Source organism: Vibrio panuliri (genome assembly GCF_009938205.1).
GTDB lineage: Bacteria > Pseudomonadota > Gammaproteobacteria > Enterobacterales > Vibrionaceae > Vibrio > Vibrio panuliri.
Genome location: NZ_AP019654.1, coordinates 2,308,048 through 2,330,621, shown reverse-complemented (window position 1 = coordinate 2,330,621; position 22,574 = coordinate 2,308,048). Strand labels below are relative to the sequence as shown.

At 45.7% G+C, this 22,574-nt stretch carries 16 protein-coding genes; all 16 read left to right on the top strand.

The window, feature by feature from the left end:
- Positions 1-323: 323 nt before the first annotated feature.
- Positions 324-1,328 (top strand): SEL1-like repeat protein, encoded by a 1,005-nt coding sequence (locus GZK95_RS10485; RefSeq protein ID WP_083626118.1) that lies wholly within the window; start codon positions 324-326, stop codon positions 1,326-1,328.
- Positions 1,329-2,072: 744 nt separating this feature from the next.
- On the top strand, positions 2,073-2,570 hold the full coding sequence (gene tssB / locus GZK95_RS10480) for a type VI secretion system contractile sheath small subunit (RefSeq protein ID WP_075708437.1): 498 nt from the start codon (positions 2,073-2,075) through the stop codon (positions 2,568-2,570).
- Between the two features lie 50 nt (positions 2,571-2,620).
- A complete protein-coding gene (tssC, locus tag GZK95_RS10475; RefSeq protein WP_171972104.1) occupies positions 2,621-4,096 on the top strand; it encodes a type VI secretion system contractile sheath large subunit in 1,476 nt (491 codons plus the stop codon).
- 5 nt (positions 4,097-4,101) lie between these two features.
- Positions 4,102-4,539, top strand: a complete 438-nt coding sequence (tssE, locus tag GZK95_RS10470) for a type VI secretion system baseplate subunit TssE (protein ID WP_075708433.1) — start codon at positions 4,102-4,104, stop codon at positions 4,537-4,539.
- Between the two features lie 3 nt (positions 4,540-4,542).
- Complete coding sequence (tssF, locus tag GZK95_RS10465; RefSeq protein ID WP_075714869.1) at positions 4,543-6,312, top strand: type VI secretion system baseplate subunit TssF; 1,770 nt, start codon at positions 4,543-4,545, stop codon at positions 6,310-6,312.
- Positions 6,276-7,292, top strand: coding sequence for a type VI secretion system baseplate subunit TssG (gene tssG / locus GZK95_RS10460; protein WP_075708429.1), 1,017 nt, complete (start codon positions 6,276-6,278; stop codon positions 7,290-7,292). Before tssF ends, tssG begins: the two co-directional genes overlap by 37 nt.
- Before the next feature lie 2 nt (positions 7,293-7,294).
- Positions 7,295-8,761, top strand: a complete 1,467-nt coding sequence (gene tagH, locus GZK95_RS10455) for a type VI secretion system-associated FHA domain protein TagH (protein ID WP_075714871.1) — start codon at positions 7,295-7,297, stop codon at positions 8,759-8,761.
- Between the two features lie 2 nt (positions 8,762-8,763).
- A complete protein-coding gene (gene tssJ / locus GZK95_RS10450) occupies positions 8,764-9,243 on the top strand; it encodes a type VI secretion system lipoprotein TssJ (protein ID WP_404817668.1) in 480 nt (159 codons plus the stop codon).
- Between the two features lie 5 nt (positions 9,244-9,248).
- Positions 9,249-10,583, top strand: coding sequence for a type VI secretion system baseplate subunit TssK (gene tssK / locus GZK95_RS10445; RefSeq protein ID WP_075708423.1), 1,335 nt, complete (start codon positions 9,249-9,251; stop codon positions 10,581-10,583).
- Between the two features lie 2 nt (positions 10,584-10,585).
- A complete protein-coding gene (icmH, locus tag GZK95_RS10440; RefSeq protein ID WP_075708421.1) occupies positions 10,586-11,359 on the top strand; it encodes a type IVB secretion system protein IcmH/DotU in 774 nt (257 codons plus the stop codon).
- A 20-nt stretch (positions 11,360-11,379) separates the two neighbouring features.
- Positions 11,380-13,998: a type VI secretion system ATPase TssH gene (gene tssH, locus GZK95_RS10435; RefSeq protein ID WP_404817669.1), complete on the top strand. Its 2,619-nt coding sequence runs from the start codon at positions 11,380-11,382 to the stop codon at positions 13,996-13,998.
- Between the two features lie 2 nt (positions 13,999-14,000).
- On the top strand, positions 14,001-15,593 hold the full coding sequence (locus GZK95_RS10430; RefSeq protein ID WP_075714875.1) for a sigma-54 interaction domain-containing protein: 1,593 nt from the start codon (positions 14,001-14,003) through the stop codon (positions 15,591-15,593).
- Positions 15,590-16,237 (top strand): type VI secretion system-associated protein VasI, encoded by a 648-nt coding sequence (gene vasI / locus GZK95_RS10425; protein WP_075714877.1) that lies wholly within the window; start codon positions 15,590-15,592, stop codon positions 16,235-16,237. The genes GZK95_RS10430 and vasI overlap by 4 nt, the downstream gene beginning before the upstream one ends.
- A 2-nt stretch (positions 16,238-16,239) precedes the next feature.
- Positions 16,240-17,652, top strand: coding sequence for a type VI secretion system protein TssA (tssA, locus tag GZK95_RS10420; RefSeq protein WP_075714879.1), 1,413 nt, complete (start codon positions 16,240-16,242; stop codon positions 17,650-17,652).
- 16 nt (positions 17,653-17,668) lie between these two features.
- Complete coding sequence (gene tssM, locus GZK95_RS10415) at positions 17,669-21,211, top strand: type VI secretion system membrane subunit TssM (protein ID WP_075714881.1); 3,543 nt, start codon at positions 17,669-17,671, stop codon at positions 21,209-21,211.
- 53 nt (positions 21,212-21,264) lie between these two features.
- Positions 21,265-22,521 carry a type VI secretion system ImpA family N-terminal domain-containing protein gene (locus tag GZK95_RS10410; protein WP_075714883.1) on the top strand — a complete coding sequence of 419 codons (1,257 nt, stop codon included), beginning with the start codon at positions 21,265-21,267 and terminating at the stop codon, positions 22,519-22,521.
- Positions 22,522-22,574: the final 53 nt, after the last annotated feature.

Genomic DNA, 22,574 nt, shown 5'->3' with positions numbered 1-22,574 from the left:
CTCGCTGAGCAATATCTTGCTTGTATCGAGCAAATTCTTGCTCAACTGCTTAGATCTCAAAATATAAAGTATTGAATAAAATAAAAATATTATCTGGTATGTTTTTTGTTTGTTGATTCGGTGTTGTTTACCTCCATAGAAACAGAATAGTTCTAATCGGGCGCATGATGATTCACCTTTCGAGGGCTGGCTCTTACCATCGCTTTGGTACCTGCTGTTTGTTTAGCTTTAGATGATGGGTGTAAACCTAAAGATAGATTGCTGAGATTTTGGTTTTCACGGTCGGGTGATGAGGCAAACACGCAAGATGAAAGGAGTTCTCGATGCGCATACTAACTAACCTAATCACAATGTCACTGGCATTGGCGCTGACGACTAGTGCTTGGGCCATGAATAACTATGACGTAAGCAAAATGTCAGCAGAAGAAGCTTACCAGCATGGTAAGTTGCTGCGCTCCCAGTTTAAAAATAGTGAGGCAAAGACGTATTTACAGTATGCCGCTGATAACGGCTATCCGAATGGCGCTTACTTGTATGCGATGGAATCGATGGGGAATCAGACCAACCCTCGAGCTGTCGAAAATGCGATTGTCTACCTAACTAACGCAGCCGAGCTGGGAAGCCGACCTGCACTAAGATATCTCTATCGACAAGGCGAATGGCTAAGCGAAGCAAAGCGGCTTAAATATCAAACCCAGTATTACAACAGCTTGATCGAGTTGGGTGCTCAATCGCCAGGTGTCGCTTATCTGTGTTTGTCGGACTACTTCTATGCTGAAGATAAAGAGCTCTCTGCCTACTATCTAAGTAAAGCGATTGAATTTGAATTACCAAGTGCACATATGATCAGTGCTCAACGGTTAGAAAGCGAAGAGGGAAGCTTCTTTTTTGCTAGTGATAGAGTTGCGCAAGTTGAACAGCATTATTTGCAAGCCGCTGAATTAGGCTATATTCCTGCTATTAAGAAATATATAACTATATTAGAGCAGAAGGGGAAGTATAAGGAAGCGCTCACTTGGCGAGAGAAAGCACTGACACAGGGAGATATTACTTCGCTTGTTTCTTTAGGTGCTATTTATAGTGGTAGTAGTGTTAGGTATGGATTTGTAGAGCAAGATTTGGCAAAAGCAAAGGCATACTTTGAACTTTACTTAGATAATGCTGGTCAAGATAGTTTAAGTGATATTTATAAACAGACTGAATATAACCATAAAAATATTATTGATAAAATAACTGTAGATAAAGAGCATCAAGTGGAACGTATAAAAGATGGCTTGTCTAATGTGGACTTTTTTTATAACTATGACTTTCTATGGTCAATAAATTAAAGCTTCGTTCCATAAATTTGTAACGTCTTGATGTTTATTACTTCGAATGCTTTAGATTTTTGGGCGGTAATAGAGCAACTTCTATCCAAACCTTAATTCTTATCGCCCTCTTCTGTGAGCACCTTCTGCTCACTACGCTCTAGCCCTTGTTATCCTCTACATCAACAAATCTACACTGCATATTATTGTCAAGTAAGAGGCAATGAAAAAAATGCTTAACTTAATAAGAATAATTTTATAAAATTGACTAAGTCAAAAAAATGTCAAACTTTGTTATTTTTTAAACCCCATCTAAAAATTAATGCAACTCACTGTTGTTCGCCAGGTTAATTTATAAATGCATCAATATCTTAATGATAATACATGTGTTTAGTAAAAATCTAAAATCATGGAAAATCACATTTCACTCAACAAATAAGCTGGGATCTTTATTCCAATTAAAAGCTTTTTGTCACGTTTTGGTTGTGTGTGGAAAATTATAGATTATAAATAAGCCCAATTGGTTTTTCATTAATAACTTAATTGTCAGTATATGATTATTTGATGATTTAAATATCATTATTAATTGTGTGGTAATTCTGATTAATTACTTTTCTATAAGTTGTTCTAATACTTTAGTTGTATTTACTTAGTGTGAAGTGAGTGCATGTTTATCATTATTATCTCATTCATCAGTACGTGCTAATGACTCAGTTTTAAAAGAGAAATCGCCTTGTTTTAATTAAATATCGGAGAACTTTGATTATGTCTAAGGAAGGAAGCGTCGCTCCCAAAGAGCGGATTAATATTAAATATGTTCCAGCTACAGGTGACGCTCAGGCTGAGGTAGAACTACCACTAAAAACACTTGTAGTGGGTGATTTCAAAGGCCACACCGAAGATACGCCTATCGAAGAGCGTAGTACCGTTTCAGTTGATAAAAACAACTTTGAGTCAGTGATGCGTGAGAGTGAATTGCGCCTTACGACGACAGTAAAGAGCAAACTCAGTGATGACGAAAACGCAGAATTGCCAGTAGAACTGCAGTTTAACACTCTGTCTGACTTTGCTCCTGATTCAATCGCAGGCCAAGTTCCTGAACTAAACAAGCTTATTGAGTTGCGTGAAGCGCTAGTGGCATTGAAAGGTCCTCTAGGCAACATTCCTGCGTTTCGCGATCGTTTACAAGAATTGCTGCACTCACAGGAATCTCGCGACAAGTTGCTAAAAGAGCTCAACCTTGTTAGCGAAGAAGCAAAATAAAGTAATTTTATAGACTTAAAACATTCGTCATTTAATGGATTAGGAATTACCTGATGTCTACAGAAAAGGTATTAGAAAAACAGCAGTTGGCTGAAGGCGGCTTACTGGATGAAATCATGGCGCAAACTAAAATCGCGCCAAGTGAAGAAGGATACGATATTGCCAAAAAAGGCGTAGCCGCCTTTATTGAGAACCTGATTGGTTCGAAGCAAGCTGACGAAGCGGTAAACAAAGCACTGGTTGACCAAATGTTGGTTGAGTTAGACAAAAAAATCAGTGCGCAAATGGATGAGATTCTACACGATAGCAAGTTCCAGCAACTCGAATCTTCATGGCGTGGTCTTAAGTTATTAGTTGACCGTACAGACTTCGGTGAAAACAATAAAATTGACCTTCTACATGTAACGAAAGAAGAGTTACTTGAAGACTTTGAGTTTGCTCCAGAAACGGCTCAGTCTGGTCTATATAAACACGTTTATTCATCAGGTTACGGCCAGTTTGGTGGCGAACCTACTGGCGCGATCGTGGGTAATTTTGCGTTTACTCCTTCAACACCTGATATGAAGCTACTGCAATATATGGGCGCGTTGGGTGCAATGGCGCACGCTCCATTCTTATCGAGTGTTGGCCCTGAGTTTTTTGGTATTGAATCATTTGAAGAGTTACCGAACATCAAAGATGTTAAATCGATCTTTGAGAGTCCTAAGTACACCAAATGGCGTTCATTGCGTGAATCAGAAGATGCCCGCTACCTAGGTTTGACGGCGCCACGTTTTCTGTTACGTGTGCCTTATGACCCAACTGAGAACCCTATTCGTTCGTTTAATTACACAGAGAGTGTTGCTCAGTCACATGAACACTATTTGTGGGGTAACACTGCCTTTGCATTTGCAACTCGCTTAACTGACAGCTTTGCCAAATATCGTTGGTGTCCAAATATTATCGGCCCACAAAGCGGTGGTGCAGTCGAAGACCTACCAGTGCACGTGTTCGAGTCTATGGGGGCACTACAAGCAAAAATCCCAACTGAAGTACTCATCACTGACCGTAAAGAGTTCGAACTTGCTGAAGAAGGGTTTATCGCACTGACGATGCGCAAAGGCAGCGACAATGCGGCGTTCTTCTCTGCCAACTCGATTCAAAAGGCGAAGGTTTTCCCGAATACCAAAGAAGGTAAAGAGGCTGAAACCAACTACAAACTCGGTACTCAACTGCCTTATATGATGATCATCAACCGCCTTGCTCACTACATTAAGGTGCTGCAACGTGAGCAAATTGGCGCGTGGAAAGAGCGTCAAGACCTCGAGCGCGAGCTGAATACTTGGCTTAAACAGTATGTTGCTGATCAGGAGAATCCACCAGCAGACGTACGTAGTCGCCGTCCACTTCGCGCAGCGAAGATTGAAGTGGCAGACGTTGAAGGAAACCCAGGTTGGTACCAGGTGTCTCTTTCTGTTCGTCCTCACTTCAAATATATGGGGGCTAACTTTGAGCTATCTCTGGTTGGTCGCTTAGATCAGGCTTAATTGAAATGACGTACTTTGCACCAGAAGAAAGTACGTTTGGTGTCGGCTTCTTAGAACGCTTGGAAGCCGACGCCAAGCATATGTCGGTGACTCAAGGACCTGAGCCGAGTGACGTGATGAGATCAATAAAACTCAATGTTTCGAAGATATTGAACACTCGTATTGGCGGCGCACAAAGTTCACCAGATTTGGGGTTAATCGATTTTAATGACGCAACGTTAGACACGCTTGATCTCTCGGTCAGAATTAAGTTGGCAATTCGCAATTGTTTGCACAACTTTGAGCCTCGACTTAAGAACGTCGAAGTGAGTTCTCAAACCGACAGTTACAGCCCACTCTCACTGCAGTTCAAAATAACCGCGCAGATCAATAGTGAAGCGATCCACGATCGTGTTCAGTTTAGTTTGCTACTTGATCAGAATAGAAAATACCGAGTGATTTAGCTAATGGCCCAAGATAAGTACTTTAGAGAGGAGCTTGCTTTTTTAAAAGAGCAGGGGCGTGAGTTCACTGAAATTCACCCGCAACTCTCTCGTTTCCTACATGGTCGTACCCTCGACCCTGATGTGGAACGGTTGCTCGAAGGTTTTGCGTTCTTGACGGCGAGGCTGAGAGAAAAAGTAGAAGATGAGTTTCCTGAACTGACTCATTCGATGATCAACATGCTGTGGCCTAATTACCTAAGACCCATCCCGAGCATGAGTATCCTGCGTTTTTCGCCGGACAAAAGTGTTAGTGAGAAACAGTTGATTGGTAAAGGAACGCAAGTTGATAGCAAACCCGTTTTCGGCACCAAGTGTCACTTTCAAACTTGTCGTGAAGTGGCGCTTTACCCACTTGAATGTATTGAGGTCAATGCGCAGCATACGCGTGAAGCAACAACCATTGACTTACTGCTAGAAATGCATGGTGAGACCAATGTCGGCAATGCATTACTCGACAGTCTTCGTTTCTATTTGGGTGGAGACAAATATAGCTCACAGATGCTTTACCTGTGGCTAAATCACTATCTTGATAGAGTCAGCATTGACGTTAACGGTACAGAGTTTCAGGTGGGTGAGGGGCATTTTAAAACGGTCGGCTTCGACAGTGATGATGCGTTACTGCCGTACCCCAAAAACGTTTATGAAGGCTATCGTATTTTACAGGAGTACTTGTCATTTGCAGAAGCGTTCCATTTCTTTGACCTGTCTGGGCTTGATAAGGCGATTCCAAAAAGTGTCAGTGGACTGTTTTCGGTCAAACTCTATTTTTCCAAGACGTTGCCTGCGGATGTTCGTGTAACCAAAGAAAACTTCCAACTTTATTGCACGCCGATTATTAACTTGTTTGAACACGATGCTGATCCGATCGCTCTTTCTGGACGCCAGTCGGAATATCGTGTGTTGCCATCGAGTCGTTATCCTTCTCACTACGAAGTTTTTAACATTCAGACGGTATCAGGATGGCAAGACACCCAATCCGATGGACGACGTATTCGCGGCGAGAAGCGAGTTTACTCTTCATTTGAGAGCTTTCAACACGAAGTGGAACGGGTAAGAAACCGAACCGCCCTTTACTACCGCTCTCGCGTTAGAGAGAGCATTCGTGGTGATGGATTTGAAACCTTTATTTCATTTGTTAGAAGTGACGAAACTACCTCAATTGAGGTCGATGAAGCCGTTTCCGTTAAGTTGAACTGCACGAATCGCTTATTACCGTTGGAGTTAGGTGTTGGCGATATTTGTGAGCCAACGGATACCTCACCTCCATTTGCCACTTTCGCCAATATTACGGTGCCGTCACAGTCTCTTAGACCGGTTTTAGATGGCAGCTTGTTGTGGACGTTGATCTCCAACTTGTCGCTAAATTATCTGTCATTACTGTCCAAAGATGCCTTGAGCAGCGTGTTGCGCGCTTACGACTTCAAAGCGCTGGTTGACCGACAGGCGGAACGGGTATCGCGTAGAAGATTGGAAGCGATTCAGAAAATTGAATCTAAGCCCGTGGATAAGATCCTAAGAGGGCTACCGGTACGAGGACTGCAATCGACCCTATACATTGACCAAGCTGGCTTTGGTTCTGAGGGTGACCTATTTCTGTTTGGCTCAGTTCTAAGCCACTTCTTCGCACTGTACGCAAGTATTAACTCATTTCATGAGTTGCATGTGGTCAATATCACTAATAAAGAGAGGTATACATGGGGTACTCAGGCGGGGATGCAGCCACTGATCTAGTGGCACAAGCTGCGCAGCCTGATGGGGTTGCAATGCCTAATGATGTCCATGAATACAACTTTTATCAGTTGGTAGAACTGCTGCAAAAGCTCTATGCAATGAATCCAGAGGAGGATGACTGGGAACGGCAATGTCGCTTGGTGTTTAGTGCTAACACGAGCTTAGGTTTCTCGCCCTCTGATGTAAGTCGTTTGGATGTGCTAGAAGACGAGCGCTTAGTAATGAAAACCAATTTTTTTGGTCTATCTGGTGCCCAGTCTCCGCTTCCAGGCTATGTGGTTGAACAATTGCTCAATGAAGAACCCGGAGGCTCTAAGCAGCCCTTTTTCGATTTCTTCAATAATCGCTTGATCAACTTGGTGTATCGAATTTGGCGCAAATACCGTTATTTCGTTCGCTTTCAGCCCGATGCACAAGATGAGTTTTCATCACAACTTCTCTCTCTTGTTGGTTTGGGCTCTCCGGATTTACGCGGCGATACGCCAATTAACTGGTGCAAGATGCTGGCTTATTCGGGAACGCTTGCGGGGCGTAGTCGTTCACCTCAAGTTGTTGCGGGCATCATTGCTCACTGCTTCGACTTGGAAGATGTGGAGATCAGGCAGTGGGTTAGGCGCAACGTAAAAATTGACCAATCCCAGCAAACCCGTGTTGGCATCGCAAATGCCCAGCTCGGTGTTTCATCAATGGTGGGGGAGTCGGTCGTGGACTGTAATGGCAAATTTGTAATCTGTATTCGACGTCTTTCTCGCAAGACCTTCTCCGATTTTTTACCGTCGGGAAGAGAGTTTGGTCCTTTGTGTAAGTTGGTTGAGCTTATTTTGCGTGAACAAATGGCTTATGACCTCGAACTGACGATGGATGATAACGAAGCCCCTGATTTTGTGTTAGCTGAACCGGCAGAGATTGCTCTGGGTTGGACTTCTTTCCTTGGCACTAGCGAACAAGAGAAGAGCGTACTTATTCAAGTAAGGCAGTAGAGATGGAAACTTTAGAAAAACTCAATTTAAACCTATTGGTCGTGAATGCTCAAAAGCTTGAGTCAGGGCTATCTGCGTTGATGAAGTGGGACGCAAAAGGCGGTGTGATAGGCGCTTCGAAGCTCTCCAAATGGGTATTGAAAGATAACCAAGATGGAGTGCGTCTTCAGCACTGTGAAATCGTCATGGTTGATGGGGCGTTTTGCTTAAAAGACTTGTGTGGCGAAACCTATATAAACGGCACGGAAATGCCGATAGGCAAAGGCTCACTCGCCAAGTTAGTGCATAAAGATCAAATTCAAATTGGTCCTTATGAAATACGTGTCGCTCTTGGTGAGCTTGATGCTGATAGCGTCACTGGTTCTTTGACCAACTTATTCGATAACGCCAGTGATGATCTTCTCTCTGATGATGAACTAGAAAGTGCGCACGAGTTGCCCCAAGAGTCGCTTGAAAATGCGGATCCTTTGGCGGCATTGGAAGAGCGCTTACCAAGCCATCAAGAGCGGTCGCTTATTGAGGATGACAAGCACGAAATTGCTGAACCGGCTGACTCGTCAACACTGGTTCCCGACCAAGATCTAACGTTAAGAGATCCGAGCTTTACCGTACAAGCAGACAGCGACAATGAGATTTCATCATCAATGTCGCTTAAGCGAATTCTTCGCTTTGGTTTTGGACGTAAAAAGCCCAAACCAGCACCAATAACACCAGTTCAATCTGACCAAGCCGATGAGCTTGAGTCACAACATACCGTAATTCAACAAGATTCAGAGGGTTTTCAAATGGACGAGCAAGCACTCGATTTACTAGAGGAAGAAGTAGCAAAGAGCATTCAACCGGAGCAGGCCACTAAGCGCGCTGCGACAACAGGGGGACACCTGTTAACAGGTCCTATGCTGAGTGGTTTGGGCGCAGATGTAAATAATACCGATGATATTGAGCGCATGCATATGCTATCTCAGGAAATGGGTGAGTCATTGCAAGCCTGTATTCAAGGCATTTTAGCCTTGCACCAACAAGTGAGTGAAGGTCGGTTTGGTACGCTAAATCGCAACTTGCAACCGATTGAAGATAACCCGCTACGCTTAGGTTTGTCTTACGAAGAAACGATTAAAACGCTCTACGACTCAGAGAAAAGTGCAGTGCATCTATCTGCCCCCGCAGCGATTGAAGAGAGTTTGAGAAATGTTCAAGCCCACAATGAAGCAATGCAGCATGCGACAGGAGAGGCACTCACGCAAATTCTAGGGGCATTCTCACCACAGGTTCTATTGCGCCGTTTCCAAAACTACAAACGTTCTCACCAAGATGTGTCTCAAAACAGTGACGAGTGGGCATGGAACATGTACTGCAACTATTACCAAGAGCTGACTTCGCACCGCCAACAAGGGTTTGAGAAGCTATTTTGGGAAATCTTTGAGCAGGCTTATGACAAGAAAATCCGTGAGAAGCAAATGGAGTTCTGAACGTGAGAAACTGGTTATCAATATGCTTTATCGCACTATTTTTAAGTGCCTGTAGCAGTGAGCCGGAGACTTATGACCCGACTCAGTTACCGACAAAAGTGACCTTTAGCATCGTTGCACAAGAAGGGATGAACCCGAGTGTGATGGGGCAATCTTCGCCGGTCGAGATTCAGGTATTTGAACTGGTTGATGATTCGATGTTTATGTCCTCGAGTTACGACCAAATGAGAGAAGACTACGAGAAAGCGCTCAAGAGCAACTTTGTTAAAAGTTACGACTACGCCATGACGCCCGGTCAGTTCAAGTTTGTTAATGCCATTGAAGTGGATGAAGAGACCAACTACATCGGCATTATGGCCCATTTCTCTGATATTGAGCTCAGTGAATGGAAGAAAGCCGTCAAGGTTCTTAACAAAGGCAGAGAATACCATCTGCTGATGCTGCTCAATGATTACGACGTCAAGTTGGAAAAGGTGGAATAGACAAGATGTTTTCACGAAATCGTGTTATTTGGAACGAAGGCTTATTTATCAAGCCTCAACACTTTCAACAACAGCAACGTTACACCGAATATTACATCGATGAGCGTTTGAGCTCGGTGAGCCGCTATCTCTACGGCGTGGTGGATTTCTCACTTAATCCGGAGTACCTCTCTTTTGGACGTATCGCGATAGAGCGTGCGGTGGGCATTATGCCCGATGGCACGGCGTTTCGCATACCGCAAGAAGACACGCTGCCGGATGCATTGGAAATTGATGATGCATCGTTGGCAAACCAGTTAGTCTATTTAGCGATTCCTCTTCGCAGCGAATCATTGATGGAGATTAACTGGCCGGAAACACAAGGGACAGGGCGCTACCAAAGCCGCCGTTTAGAGGTTCGCGATGTTCATACTGTTCAAGGTGACATGACCACCATTGATGTCTCTCCGGTGCGCATTCAACTGATGTTGGAAAAAGAGGATCGCAGTGCTTACGCATCAATGGCAGTAGGACGAATCTTAGAAAAAAGGCCTGATGGCAGCGTCGTCATGGATCCTGATTTTATTCCTTGTCATCTGAATGTGGTCGGCAACTTAGCGCTGCACCGCTTCGTGAATGAAATTTCGGGATTGATTCGTGAACGTGCCAAAAACATTGCCCAGCGAATCAGTTCGCCATCTCAAGGTGGCGTTGCTGATGTTTCAGACTTTATGTTGTTGCAAGCACTTAACCGTTTGCAGCCACAAGTTCAACATCTGGCTGAACTGAGAAGTCTACACCCAGAACGCTTGTTTGAGTGCTTGTCGTCCATCGCGGGAGAGCTGTCAACCTTTACTGACGAGAGCCGCATGCCGCCAAAAGCGATTACCTACAATCACGATATGCCAACGGAGTCGTTTTGGCCTTTGATTCGCAACTTGCGTCAGTCATTGAGTGTGGTGCTTGAGCCGAGAGCCGTGGCTATCCAACTCGACAAACGTAAGTATGGTTTGATGGTTGCCGCGATTCAGGACCCTCAATTGATGGATACGGCAGACTTCATTATTGCGGTTAAAGCTCGTATGCCAATGGATGAGCTACGTCGTCAGTTTACTCACCAAACTAAAGTTTCATCGGTTGAAAAAATCCGTGAGCTTATTTCATTACAACTACCGGGAATCCCTTTGATTGCATTGCCAGTTGCCCCGCGTCAACTGCCTTATCACGCAGGGTATACCTATTACCAACTAGATAAATCAAGTAGTGAGTGGGAGATGTTAACGCACTCAAGTGGGTTTGCTTTCCATGTCGCTGCTGCCTTTGAAGAGCTCGATCTACAGTTCTGGGCCATTAGGAGTTAGTCATGGAAGTCAATAAAAAAGAGAGTAAGTACAGCAGTTTACTTTTCGATGATGTAGAGAAAATAAACCATGATCAGGACTATTGGTTTCAACTCAGAGGCAGTTTATCCAACCCACTTATCGATGCAGCAACGCCTTTACTGGGTTTGTCTTTGCGTGTGAGACAACTTGCCGACTGTGAAAACATCGAGGCGATTTACGCGCAAACCATCGAAGAAATAAAGGCGATTGAAATTGAGTTAAAAGAGCTCGGTTATGACCACGCTTTACTCATGGCTTATCGTTACATTCTATGTACTTTTCTTGATGAAGCCGTAATGAGCACCGATTGGGGTTCATCAACGGTTTGGGCAGAGCATTCAATGCTGTCGCGTTTTCATAATGAGACGTGGGGTGGGGAAAAAGTATTCACCATACTCAAGCGTCTCGAGGGCGACCCTGAGCACTATAAACCGTTGCTTGAGTTTCTCTATCAGTGTTTGGTTTTGGGTTTTGAAGGCAAGTACCGCGTGATTGAGTCAGGCAAGTTAGAGCGTGAGAAGGTCATCGCTCAACTGCACAAACTGCTCAACCAAGAGCAAGAAGAGCAATCAACCCATTTGACCAGTGCAACGGAGCATGTGGTGCGTTCTAAATACCAACTGAGTAAGCAACTTCCGTTGTGGTCTATTTTGGCCGGATTTGTGCTGCTTTGGGTAGGCACATTCCTCGGCTACAGCTATCTACTGCACCTTAAGTCCAGTGATGTTATCGAACAACTTAATCAAATCTTATAAATAGAATTATAAAAGGCTAGGTGACCGCCGTGATACGTATTGAACTCCCGACGTTAATCTCGAAACTCAATCAGCAGAGTAAACTTGCCTTAGAGCAAGCGGCAACTGTGTGTATGGAGCGCCAACACAGTGAGATTACTTTTGAACATTATCTTGAGGTGTTGCTAGACAACCCGCTTTCCGATGTGCGCGTTATTTTTAAACAGTCAAACTTGGCTGTCGATGAGGTTAAACAAGCCATCGCCAGTAGCTTTGTGCGTGAGCAGGCGCTAGACAGCTATCCTGCGTTCTCTCCGCTGCTGGTGGAGTTATTGCAAGAGGCATGGCTCTTGTCCACCACAGAGTTGAATCAAACCGAACTTCGCTCTGGCGCCATTTTATTGGCAGCGTTGACTCGTGCTGAACGCTATTTAGACCGTAAACTGGTGCGATTACTGGATGTGATTAACCGTGAAAGCCTCAAAAAACATTTTGATGTGATTTTAGCGGACTCTTCAGAAACACAAGTGACGGAGCCAGTGCAAGGCTCTGCTGCTCATAACTTCAATTCAGACGCTTCTGTACTGGAAAAATACTGTACCAACGTGACTGAGCAAGCGCGCCAGAACGAACTTGACCCAGTGTTGTGTCGTGAAAGCGAAATCAATCTGATGATTGATATACTTTGTCGCCGCAGAAAGAATAACCCAATTGTGGTCGGTGACGCCGGGGTGGGTAAAAGCGCTATGATCGAAGGGCTCGCACTTCGTGTCGTCGCAGGCTCTGTGCCATTTCAGCTTCAAGGTGTTGAGCTTTACTCATTGGATCTTGGCTTACTTCAAGCAGGTGCATCGGTAAAAGGGGAGTTTGAAAAACGCCTCAAAGGCATTATCGATGCAATCAAACATTCTCCTAAGCCAATCATCCTCTTTATCGATGAAGCGCACTCGTTAATTGGTGCCGGTAATCAAGAGGGTAGCGGTGATGCGGCGAACTTACTGAAACCGGCTCTGGCTCGCGGAGAGCTCAGTACTATCGCGGCAACGACATGGAAAGAGTACAAGAAATACTTCGAGAAAGATCCCGCGCTTACGCGTCGATTCCAACTGGTCAAATTAGATGAGCCGAGCGTTGAGCAGGCCGTCGATATCCTGCGTGGACTTAACTCTGTTTATGAGAAGACCCACAATGTGCTGATTACTGATGATGCGTTGAAAGCCGCGGCGGAGCTTTCTGTTCGCTATATCTCGGGTCGTCAACTGCCCGACAAAGCGATTGATGTGTTAGATACGGCGTGCGCGCGTATTGCCATTAACTTAACCGCGCCACCGAAACGCTTAGCGTTTATTGAAACGGCATGTCATCAACGTCAACTTGAAATCAACATGCTCGAACGTGCCCAGTTGCTGGGTAAAGATGTCAACCAACAAAGATTGGATGAGCTCAAAACCGAAGAAGTTGCCGATCAACAAGAGCGGGATTTATTGACCGAGCAGTGGCAGCAGCAAAAGCAATTAGTGGAAGAAATTATTGAGCTAAGAGCGAGTTTAAGTCCTGCTAGCGAAGAGGAACGGCTAGATGAAGAATCGCAGCAAGCAGCGCTAACTCAGATTCGCATTAAGTATCAGGAGCTTGAGGCGATTCCACACGATCAACGTTTGATCCACCCCCAAGTAGACGCCCAACAAGTGGCGGAAGTTATCGCTGATTGGACTGGTGTCCCAATTGATCAAATGAACAGTGATGAACTGCATAAAATCACACATCTCACTTCCATCCTTGGTGAGGTGATCAAAGGGCAAGATGTCGCGATCCAACGCGTTCACAAACACCTGCTTACTGCGCGTGCTGACCTTCGTCGACCTGGTCGTCCTAAAGGGGCATTTTTACTGGTGGGACCAAGTGGTGTGGGTAAAACGGAAACAGTGGTTCAACTGGCACAAAACCTATATGGCGGTAAACAGTTCCTGACCACAATTAACATGTCTGAGTATCAAGAGAAGCATACCGTGTCACGCTTGATTGGCTCGCCTCCGGGCTATGTGGGTTATGGCGAAGGTGGTGTACTAACCGAAGCGATTCGTAAGATGCCTTATTCGGTGGTGTTATTGGATGAAGTCGAAAAGGCACACCCAGAAGTGCTTAATCTATTTTATCAAGCCTTTGATAAAGGGGAATTAGCCGATGGGGAAGGGCGATTAATCGATTGTCAAAATGTCGTATTTTTCCTTACCTCCAACTTAGGTTTCCAAACCATTGTTGACCATGCGGAAAAGACCGAGCTACTGGACGATGCGCTGTACCCTGAACTGGCGGCTTTCTTTAAGCCTGCTTTACTTGCCCGTATGGAAGTGATTCCTTACATGCCGTTGAATAAAGAGGTATTAGAGCAAATTGTTCGCGGCAAGTTAGCCCGCTTAGAGCGACTGTTTAGTGAACGCTACGACGCAGAAGTGGTGATTGAAGATTCGTTAATCGATGAAATTTTAGCAAGAGCAACTCGTTCTGAGAACGGTGCTCGCATGCTGGAAGCGATTATTGAAGGTCAACTTCTGCCACCAATTTCACTGGCGTTGCTCAACAAGTTGTCCGAACAAAAACCAGTGACACGCATCTATCTCGCGGCTCAGGAAGGTGAGTTTATTGGTGAGGTGGAGTAGTTATGTCTAGGTGGCTAGAGCGAGTGACTGAACTTATCGGTATAAAAACCAAGAGTGAACTGGCAATGCAATTTGCTCAGGCTCTGACCGATGAGCTCAGTTTATCCAGTTGCTTGATTCTAATGCCGACCCCCGATGGCCGTCGGCTTGTGCCCCATGATGCGCAAGTCAATGCCTCTTGGGCGGTGAATGATCTCAATACGCCTTTTGCCCATGTACTGCAAAGTGCCAGCCCCATGTCACTTTCTGCTGATGAACTGCTGTTTTGGCAATCTGATCGCGCGTTTGCCGAGTTAGTGGCGAGTGTCGGGATGTTTGAAAGCGTTTGTATACAGCCGCTGCCGATCGGCTCCAACCATGTGCAACTGTTGTTGCATATGCAGGGTGACCCCAAAGTCGTGTCCGCTGCGTTTGGTTGTGATGATGGTAAGAAGTTTATCGATGTGTTCACTAAACAATGGCATTTGCTGGAAGAAATAGAGCAAGAGCAACGAGATATCCAAGTGCTGACCGAGTCTTTGCATGATATGCAGCGAGATACCAAACAGCGAGATCTGGCTGACAAGCTATCTCAGTCATTGATTGGTCAAAGTGCGGTGATGCAGCGGTTACGCCAGCAAATTATCAGCGCGGCTGAATCTCATCTCTCTGTGATGGTGCAAGGCGAGACGGGGACGGGTAAAGAGTTGGTGGCGCAAGCGATCCATCAGTTGTCGAATGTCAGTGCTAAACCTATGGTGGCGATCAACTGTGCTGCGATTCCTGAAAACTTACTCGAGAGTGAATTATTTGGTTACTGCAAAGGGGCCTTTTCAGGTGCTGATTCGGACCGTGAAGGTCTGATTGCACAGGCTGATGGTGGCACCCTGTTTCTCGATGAAATTGGTGATATGCCGCTCTCTCTACAAGCAAAGTTGCTGCGCGTATTAGAAACGAAAAAGTTCCGCCCAATCGGTGGGAAAGAGGAGCTGAATTCGGACTTCCGCCTTGTTTCGGCAACGCACGTAAATTTGTTAGCTCAAGTGAGAAGTAAGCAGTTCAGACAAGATCTTTATTACCGTTTATTTCAGTATCCATTGACGCTACCCAAACTGGCTGAACGACTTGAGGATGTTGACTTACTTAGCCAGCATTTTGTCCGCGAGTTCAATCAGCAACACGGCACGCAAATTCGAGGGCTTCACTATCGGGCGTTAGATTGCCTCAAACAGTACTCTTTTCCGGGCAACGTACGAGAACTGAAGCATCTTGTTGAGTTTGGTTGTGCACAATGTCGTGAAGAGTTAGAGGTGAGTGAAGCCAGTTTTGCTAACCGTATTGCTTGTCTAAATGTCGAGTTACAAAGTTCAGAGCTTGCTTTTAATCCGCCTAGCGCTTCGGCATCAAGCACTCAAGATGAAGTCGGTTCGGTTCTAAATGGAGACTTCTCAGCAATCAGTGACCTTAAAAAAGCGGTCAATGATTATGAAGAGGTGATCATTCGTGCGCGGCTGAATCAGTTTGCAGGTGATCGAGGGCGAACGGCAAAAAGTTTGGGGATTCCTAAGCGGACATTGGCATACAAGTGCCAGAAGTTGGAGATAAAAGCGCTATGAAGATGTTCAACTCTTTAGGCTTTCTGCTGGTGGTCGGAGTGCTGCATTCAAACCTTAGTGTGGCAGGCGATAAGGCGCTGGAACGATTAGGCCAAGCACAGCAGTGTACGTCTATAGCGGAGCGGTTAGAGCGGCTTAATTGCTTTGATCAGTTGTTTAATACACCGATGGTGATGGTGCGCAACGAGGACGTGGCAGATGACAAGCCACAGGCTTGGCACATGGCGTTTGACTCTACATCAGACAATCAAGTGCTGAACTTAGTGAAAAACGGCAGTGAAGAGAGTGGCGATGCTTGGTTAACACTTCGCGCACGACATGTCGAGGGTGAACAGGCTCCGGTGCTGCTGATGAGCTGCATTAACAACATTAGTCGGATTGAGCTGGCGTTGCCTGAAGCGATGGATGCCGCTCGGATTCGTGTTTCTATCGCAAGAGGTCCTGCACAAAGTTGGCGCAGTGATGACGTTGGTGTGCTGTATTCATCCGCTCAGGGGATGCCAGCAATTGCAATGATGAAAGCGATGTCAAAGGACTCAAGGTTAATATTACGTTCAAATGCGCCTCAAGTGGATGGATTACATTTTGATACCGCGCAACTGAGTCAAGCATTGAAACCTCTTAAAACACGGTGTGGGTGGTAATCATGGAGTTAACCCAATATCGAGCAAGTATCGTTCGACCCATTAGCAATGACTCTCCCGTTGGAGAACGGTTACTTGATGAGCCCTTGTTTGATTTTATTGAGGATCAAATGATGAAAGTGGGCTCCTTGTCTCATGCCAGTGTGCAATGGCAAGAAGTTGAACATAGCGCTATAACCCTGCTCAACGAAAAAAGTAAGGACGTGAAACTCTTGGTGTATTTGCTTCAGTGTTTACATCATCAGTTGACGCCGAACCGCTTAATTGTCTCTTTTGGAGTGATGAGTGATTTTATTCAGCACTACTGGGATGAATGCTATCCCGCTCCGGGCAAAAGGGGCAACTTGCCGCGCAGAAAATTCTTTAGCCAGATGTGCCAGCGCTTCTCAATGGCGATGGAGAAGTTTGAGTTTGCGAGTTTAGATGCTCAGGCAAGAGAAGAGTTACAAGCCGCGGTGGAGCTTTGGCGAGACGTGATTGAAGGGCAAAACCTCGCCTCCGATCTCTCCGAGTCTGTCGTCACCCATGTATTAAACCAATTGACGCGTCAGCAAGAGCGAGAAAAAGCTCAGCAAAATGCTGCGCAGACAGCGGCGACTCATGCCAGTGAGCAAACAAGCAGCGGAGCGGTTTCCTCTGCGATAACCGTTGATAACTCGAGCGATAAGGCGGCGAAGCAAACCTTGCTGAAAGTCGCCGAGTATCTTGCTGAACAAGAGTTCGGTACCGCATTGGCGATACGAGTGCGTCGACATGCGCTATGGGGAGCGATTACCGCCCTTCCCGATCATAACAAGCAAGGTGAAACACTACTTAGAGGGATGCAAACGGAGCGGGTAAAAGAGTATCAAGATCAACTGCAGCAGCCAGATCTCGCGTTATGGAGAAAGGTGGAGCAGAGCTTAGTCAATGCGCCGTATTGGTTTGAGGGGCAGTTGATGAGTTATGAGATCGCTAAAGCACTAGGACAAGAGCGATGGTGTCATGCAATTCAAGAAGAAACGCAAGCATTTGTAGAGCGCTTTCCAAGTGTTAGTGAGCTTAAGTTTAAAGATGGTTCGGCATTTTTGCCCGACGCTGTCCGTGATTGGTTAAGTCGGCGAGATGCCTCCTCAGGGGGAGCACCGATCACTGGAAGCTGGCAAGACAAGCGTGAAGAAGCGTTTAACTTAGCCAGAGACGGTGGTATCGCTGTGGCGATGTCGATGCTCAATGACGGGCTGGTCAGTGCAGTTGAGCCACGCGAGCGTTTTTACTGGCGTTTATTGAGCGCCGATCTTTTGCAGCAATATCATTTAGAGGCGATGGCAAAAGGTCAATATCAAACCTTACAGCAAGAAATAATGCAGACGAGCGTCACTGAGTGGGAGCCGTCACTGATAGCACAGCTAGAGCGAAATACAGCGGCAGATTAAGCAAAGGGATTTATCCATGTGGAAATTTATCATTGGGATTGTTAGAAAGTTAAAGCCGGGCATGGCAGCTGCCCTTCCTATTTTGCTGTTTACTCTATTTATCTTGCTCAACGTGGCTATATGGTGGGCAGGACCTTGGCTAGAGGTATTCGGCACAAAACCGTTAGAGACGCTAATGGCGAGGGGCATTGCAAGTGCACTATTTACGCTGCTTGCTTTGTCGATGTGGGGCATTGGACAGTGGCGTAAACTACAAGGGTTTAAGAGCCAGCAAAAACGAGAAGAACAGCTAAAGCATGACCCTATTTCTGTTTATGAAGAGCGTCAGGAAGCTGAGCTAAACGGCGTGATGAAAGAGTTGAAGCAAAGCCTCAACACACGCAATTACCTCTATTCTTTGCCTTGGTATTTGGTACTCGGTCTTGAGAATGCGGGGAAAACAAGTCTAATTAACCGTTCAGGGCAAAGTTTTGCACTCTCCTCTGTGATGCGTGCATCAGGACAAAAAAGTGAGAATCCATATTCATTTGATTGGTGGATTGGGGACGAGTCGGTACTGATTGACCCGGACGGCGAACTCCTGACCCAAGGTAACCGTAGCGAGGAAAATGACGGTGAGCTAGAGCGTCGTTTGTGGCTTAATTTTGTTACCTGGTTAGAAAAAACGCGTAGCAGAAGACCTCTGAACGGCATTGTTTTAGCGTTAGATATTTCTCATCTTGCAACGTCGAGCACTTCAGAGCGTAAGGTGTATGCCAACCTTCTTAGAGCTCGTCTGCGTGAGCTGATGGAAACCTTGTCAACTCGTTTGCCTGTCTACATTACTTTGACCAAGTTGGACCTGCTTTATGGATTTGAACCCTTCTTTAAGCATTACTCCAAAGCTCAGCGTGACGAAGTCTTGGGCTTCACGTTTTCGTTGGAATCGGTCGATAACTTAGATCATTGGCTTGAGGAGTTTTCAAACGACTACCAGCAGTTTGTTACGCGAATCAATCAACTGTTCCCTTATGCTGTCGCGGAGCCGCTAGAGCAAGAAGAGCGCGATGCGATCTACAGCTTTACCCGTCAAATTGCAGGGCTGCAGGATATTCTTAAGGCATTTTTCCAAGATGCACTCTCCAGTGATCAGTTCTCTACTTCGGCGCTAGTGCGAGGTGCCTATTTTACCTCGGTCTATCAGCAAGGCGTGCCAAGCAACGCGTTTGGTGACTCGGCATCACGTCGTTATGGTCTTTCTCATGCGGTAAACAAAGCGCAGAACGCGAAAAACTCAACGATATATTTTACGCAAAAGCTGTTTAGTAATGTGATCTACCCAGAGGCAGGGCTCGCTTCAGACAACTTCCGCGTTGCTAAGCATAAACGCCGTTTGGTTGGGTTGTCGGTCACCGCATGTTTGGTGGCGACGGTACTACTAACTGGTACATGGCATCGTTACTACTTAACCAATGTTAATCAGTCAGACGCCGTGCTAACCAAAGTGAACGAGTACAAATCTCAGTATCCTTCGAATCTTTCATTGGCTTCGCAAAAAGACATTCTTGAACCACTCAACAAGATTCGTCAGGCTACGCTTGAGTTTGGCTTTTTCCGCGATAAGCCTCGTTACATCTCTGACTTCGGTTTGTATCAGGGGCACACCATTGGCCCAATGGTTGAAGATACCTATTTGAACTTACTCGAAAATCGCTTTTTACCGCTTTTGATGGCGGATGTTGTCGTCGCCCTTGAGCAAGCAGAGAGCGAAGAAGATAAGCTCGCGGTACTTCGTGTTTATCGAATGATGGTAGATAAGAGCGGACGTTATGAAGAGTATGTGTTGGACTACTTTGGCAAGTACTGGCAGCGTGCGTTTGCAGGGCAAAAACAGGTGCAAGGCGAGTTGCTTGATCACCTTGACTATGCCATGCGTCATACAGATATTGCTGGCGCAAGGTTTGCGGGGGACGAGTTAGCTGAGCGAATTATGAAGCCGTATGATCGGACAATCGCAAGTGCTCAGGCAGAGCTGAGTACCATGCCTAATGATCAGCGCGTTTACCGCAACTTAAAATTGAATGCGCAGACGGTACTGGGGCCCTCAATCAGTATTCGCAATCTTGTTGGGCCTATCTTCGATATCGTCTTTGAAGAACGCGCGGTGAATAACAGTTTGTATATTCCTCAGATGTTGACGCGTGAAGGTTTTGAAAACTACTTTATGCCGCGTACCGAGTCCGTTTCTGAACTGGCATTGATTGATAGTTGGGTATTAGGCCAATCAAAAACCGCTCAGTTTAGTGAAGCCGATAAGCGAGTATTGCGAGAGAAGATCCGCAGTCTTTATGTCGCGGACTACGTTAATACATGGCGAGCGGCGCTCAATGATATCGATGTGAAATATTTCACCGATATTAATGAAGCGGTAATGGTTCTTGAGAACCTGACCGGTAATGTTGAACCATTACAAAGGTTACTAAGAACGTTAGAGAACAATACGCACGTAATCGCAGGACTTGAGGCGGATAGTGAAGCGAACGAGGAGTTGATCAAGAGCTCTAAATATAAAGTGGCCTCAAGCATTCAATCGCCATTTTCAGAGCTGAATTTGATGTTGAAATCGGTTGGTGATCAACCTGCCTATATTAATGAAGTACTGGCATCGGTTGATGAACTGAAAACCTACTTAAAAGCGATTCAAGAGTCTCCGGATATCGGTATGGCGGCGCTGGATGCCACCAAGGCTCGCGTTAAGCTGGTGAGTGTGGACCCAATCTACACACTAAAACGTATTTCCTCGGGTTTACCAAGACCACTCGATAGCATGGTTGCCAAGTTGGCCGATGAGAGTTGGTACGTGGTGAAGCAAGAAGCGATTAAGCACTTGGAAGTTCGTTGGTATGAAGATGTTTATAAACCTTACTACACGAAGCTCGCTAGCCGTTATCCGTTTAAGCCAGGCTCAGAGAAAGATGTCGCGTTAGAGGACTTTGAAGCGTTTTTTGCCCCACAAGGCACCTTGGACAGTTTCTACAATAATCAGTTGAAAGTGTTTATTGATGAAAACATAGCCGTCGATGATTACGATGCCTCGCAATCGCTGATTCGTCCTGAAGTGTTGGCGCAAATCGAACAAGCGCAAAGAATCCGTCAAGCCTTCTTCAATCGTAAAGGCATTTTGGATGTGAACTTCTCGGTTGAGCCGCTGCATTTAAGTGGCAACAAACGCAGAAGTATTCTCAATGTGGACGGGCAGTTCTTATCTTACAGTCATGGGCCGCGTGAAGGTGTCGAACTGATTTGGCCAAACACACTACGAGATTCTGCGGTATCTAAGGTGACATTGGTTCCGACGAAATCGAACCTATCACCAAGAAGTATCAACTTAAAAGGACCGTGGGCATTTTTCCGCTTATTGGAACAAGGCAGCGTGATGTCTGCGAGTAAAACTTCAGTGGACTACCGATTCGCGGTTGATGGTGGTGACATGATTTATCGTATCAACGCTGAATCAGATGCCAACCCATTTACGGAACGATTGTTCAAGTCGTTTAAGTTATCAAAGACCCTCTATTAAAAGCAGTGCAAGGAGCGGGGAGACTCGCTCCTTTTCATCGGGACGAAGTATCCATGTCCAAGACAGTTTTACTGGACCAAGTTGTCTATCATATTACTCCGGATTCGCAATCCATCCGGAATCGAGAAGAATACCAAAAGGTTAGAGATGAAATTAACGGTCGTTTTAATCCGTTATCAGGGGGAACGCAGTGGCTTGAGGTCTATCATGCCTGTGAGCAACTCGCTAAAGGGCCAGGCATTGATTTACTAATGTGTGGGTATTTGACGGTGGCGAAGCTCAAAATTGAAGGGTTATCGGGCTATGCCAATGGTTTAGAACTTCTGATGCAGTGCTTGACCATACTGCCCAAACCTGACAGCAAAACGGCGAAGAAACGCAAAGAGGTGTTGAGTTGGGTCAATAGCAAGGTTTTACCGGAACTTAAGCAGCTCAAACCTACTCAAGAGCAACTTCGCGCGCTTTACCGTTGCGAAAATATGTGTGACAGAATCCACCAATGGATGGCATTGCAACAGCCCGATGTCAGTGTGGATTTTGATGGGGTCGGTTACGTTTTGTTTGAGCATATTGATCACATTGAAACTCGCTACCACACGGCAATAAAGCGCCAGGATAAGCAGAGTAAAAGTGCAGGTTATATTACGCCTAAGCGACATCGATTAAGTTTGTTGGCAACTGGCCTCCTAACGACAATGACTAGCGTGACAGCACTTTGGCTCTGCTACAATCCGAACGTGTTTAACCCTTATCCGTTTCAACAAACCGTCACAACGCCAGTATTAACCCAGAGTAACCTTGACGATTATTTGGCGAACACTAAGCCTGCAAGGGTGTTGGCTGTGCAATCTGAGTTAGTTCCTTTGTACCAAATGGCAATAGAAGCGAACTCACATGTGTCTGTCGAACAGCCATACCTAAAAGCGATTGAGCAGCTCAATGTGCTGCAAGCCTTGTATGCCAATGATGTTCAAGTTGAGCAGATTGGTCATAAGTTACAGAAAAATCAGCATGAGGCGATAGAGCAGGCGGATCAGTTTGTTGCTCGGTTTAGTGAGATGCGCACTAGAATGGCCAATATTGCTTTGCTGGCCAAAAAACAGCGTTGGTCACAAGTCGCGAATGAAACCAAGTCGCTAGAAGAGTTTGCTGTGAGTTTGTCGCCTATCTACGGACGTGTTGGTTACGTTGAAACATTAATTGCTAACGACCAGCAGCAATTGGCGATGGAAGAGTTTGAGGAGCTAAAAAGGCGGTTAAATCATTTAAGTTGGAAGGTGGTTCAGCTGCAGCAGTTACTCGCGGAGTAATCAATATTACCCATGCAAGCCTTGTGGATACACAAGGCTTTTTCGTACCGTTT

Coding starts and splice junctions, on each gene's coding strand:
- vasI (WP_075714877.1), top strand. CDS start 15,590: ATGAAGATGTTCAACTCTTTAGGCTTTCTGCTGGTGGTCGGAGTGCTG.
- tssM (WP_075714881.1), top strand. CDS start 17,669: ATGTGGAAATTTATCATTGGGATTGTTAGAAAGTTAAAGCCGGGCATG.
- icmH (WP_075708421.1), top strand. CDS start 10,586: ATGGAAGTCAATAAAAAAGAGAGTAAGTACAGCAGTTTACTTTTCGAT.
- tssG (WP_075708429.1), top strand. CDS start 6,276: ATGGGGTACTCAGGCGGGGATGCAGCCACTGATCTAGTGGCACAAGCT.
- GZK95_RS10485 (WP_083626118.1), top strand. CDS start 324: ATGCGCATACTAACTAACCTAATCACAATGTCACTGGCATTGGCGCTG.
- GZK95_RS10430 (WP_075714875.1), top strand. CDS start 14,001: ATGTCTAGGTGGCTAGAGCGAGTGACTGAACTTATCGGTATAAAAACC.
- tssE (WP_075708433.1), top strand. CDS start 4,102: ATGACGTACTTTGCACCAGAAGAAAGTACGTTTGGTGTCGGCTTCTTA.
- tssF (WP_075714869.1), top strand. CDS start 4,543: ATGGCCCAAGATAAGTACTTTAGAGAGGAGCTTGCTTTTTTAAAAGAG.
- tssB (WP_075708437.1), top strand. CDS start 2,073: ATGTCTAAGGAAGGAAGCGTCGCTCCCAAAGAGCGGATTAATATTAAA.
- tssA (WP_075714879.1), top strand. CDS start 16,240: ATGGAGTTAACCCAATATCGAGCAAGTATCGTTCGACCCATTAGCAAT.
- tagH (WP_075714871.1), top strand. CDS start 7,295: ATGGAAACTTTAGAAAAACTCAATTTAAACCTATTGGTCGTGAATGCT.
- tssK (WP_075708423.1), top strand. CDS start 9,249: ATGTTTTCACGAAATCGTGTTATTTGGAACGAAGGCTTATTTATCAAG.
- GZK95_RS10410 (WP_075714883.1), top strand. CDS start 21,265: ATGTCCAAGACAGTTTTACTGGACCAAGTTGTCTATCATATTACTCCG.